Annotated in this window: 2 protein-coding genes and 1 pseudogene; all 3 read left to right on the top strand. The window is 77.3% G+C overall.

The window, feature by feature from the left end:
* The first annotated feature begins 285 nt into the window (after positions 1-285).
* Complete coding sequence (locus AC0CYZ_RS11715; protein WP_472215461.1) at positions 286-1,218, top strand: HhH-GPD family protein; 933 nt, start codon at positions 286-288, stop codon at positions 1,216-1,218.
* Between the two features lie 9 nt (positions 1,219-1,227).
* Positions 1,228-1,548: an antibiotic biosynthesis monooxygenase family protein gene (locus tag AC0CYZ_RS11710; protein ID WP_472215459.1), complete on the top strand. Its 321-nt coding sequence runs from the start codon at positions 1,228-1,230 to the stop codon at positions 1,546-1,548.
* Positions 1,545-1,770 (top strand): annotated as a pseudogene (locus tag AC0CYZ_RS11705) (NAD-dependent protein deacetylase); the annotation flags it as partial. The gene AC0CYZ_RS11710 and the pseudogene AC0CYZ_RS11705, both read left to right, overlap by 4 nt.

Here is a 1,770-nt window from a genome sequence, read left to right as displayed (position 1 = left end):
GGCGGTGGGGGTCGGCGACGGGGCGGCCGCGGACACGTCGGCACCACCGTCGGCGGAGAGCGCGGCCGTGAGGGCCCAGATCAGCAGGGCGAACGCGAGGACGGCGGCCGCTGCGGCGACGCCGCGACGTCGCCAGTACACCGACGGCGGGAGCGGTCCCACCGGCTGCAGCATGTCACGCACGGTAGAGACGACGTCGCGGTCGGCGATCGATCCGCGCCGGGGCGTCGAGGGAACTCACCCGAGCGGGGAACACCCCGACGAGGCGCGGCAGGATCGCCACCGATGACCCGCACGCCCGACACCACCCTCGCCGACCGGCTGCTCCCCTGGTTCGCCGAGCACGCCCGCGACCTGCCGTGGCGCCACCCCGACGTCACGGGCTGGGGCGTGCTGGTCAGCGAGATCATGCTCCAGCAGACCCCCGTGGCCCGCGTCGAACCGATCTGGCACGTCTGGATGACACGCTGGCCGCGGCCCTCGGACCTCGCCGCGGCGCCGACCGCCGAGGTGCTGCGGGCCTGGGGCAGGCTCGGCTACCCGCGGCGGGCGCTGCGCCTGCAGCAGGCGGCGGGCGTCGTCGCGGCCGAGCACGGCGACGTCGTCCCGGCCGACGTCGAGGTCCTGCTCGCCCTGCCCGGCATCGGCGCCTACACCGCGCGGGCCGTCGCGGCGTTCGCCTACGGGCGCCGCTGTCCCGTCGTCGACACCAACGTCCGCCGCGTCGTCGCGCGGGCCGTGCACGGGCGGGCCGAGGCGGGCGACGCCGCCGCCCGCGACCTCCCCGACACCGAGGCACTGCTCCCCCACGACGAGGCGGCCGCAGCCCGCACCTCCGCCGCGCTGATGGAGCTGGGCGCGACGGTGTGCGTGGCACGCGGCCCCCGGTGCGCGGACTGCCCGGTCCTCGAGGTCTGCGCCTGGCAGCGCGCGGGCCGCCCCGCCCACGACGGCCCACCGCGCCGCGGCCAGCGCTGGGCCGGCACCGACCGGCAGGTCCGCGGCCGGCTGCTCGACGTGCTGCGCTCGGCGCCCGGCCCGGTCGAGGCGCCCGCGCTCGAGGCGGCGTGGCTCACCGACCCCGCCCAGCGCGGCCGCTGCCTGGACTCGCTGCTCGTCGACGGCCTGCTCGAGCAGCTCGCCGACGGCCGGTTCGCGCTGCCGGGCGACGGCGGGACACCCGACGACTCACGGGACGCCCACGAGCCGTCGTCGTAGGGTCGGGGCATGGCCGTCGTGAAGATCAATGCCATCAAGGTCCCCGAGGGCTCCGGCCCCGAGCTGGAGCGCCGCTTCGCCGCCCACGGCGACAGCATGCTGGCCACGCCGGGCTTCCTCGGCTACGAGCTGCTGCGCCCCGTCGAGGGCGACGACCGCTACTTCGTCTACACCCGCTGGGAGAACGACGAGGCGTTCGAGGCCTGGCGCGGCGGCGGTGCGGCCGAGGCGGCGCACTCCCAGCAGCGCGAGAAGCCGGTCGCGACCGGCGCGGACCTGATGCAGTTCGAGGTGGCGCTGACCGTCGGGAAGGGCGGCGGGGAGTCCTGACCGAGGCGGGTGCGGCGTCGCCCGCGCCGGATGAGCTCGCGCGGGCGGCCGAGCTCCTCGCCGGCGCGACCTCGCTGGTGGTCGCCGCCGGGGCGGGGATGGGCGTGGACTCCGGGCTGCCGGACTTCCGCGGACCGGAGGGCTTCTGGCGGGCGTATCCGCCCTACCGGCGGCTGGGACTGCGGTTCGAGGAGCTGGCCGACCCGGCGCACTTCGACGACG

It is taken from the genome of Actinomycetospora sp., assembly GCF_055612215.1.
This window is presented reverse-complemented; position numbering and strand designations above follow the sequence as displayed.

Bases quoted from the DNA above. Each gene is read 5' to 3' on its own strand.
- AC0CYZ_RS11715 (WP_472215461.1), top strand. From the start codon at position 286: ATGACCCGCACGCCCGACACCACCCTCGCCGACCGGCTGCTCCCCTGG.
- AC0CYZ_RS11710 (WP_472215459.1), top strand. From the start codon at position 1,228: ATGGCCGTCGTGAAGATCAATGCCATCAAGGTCCCCGAGGGCTCCGGC.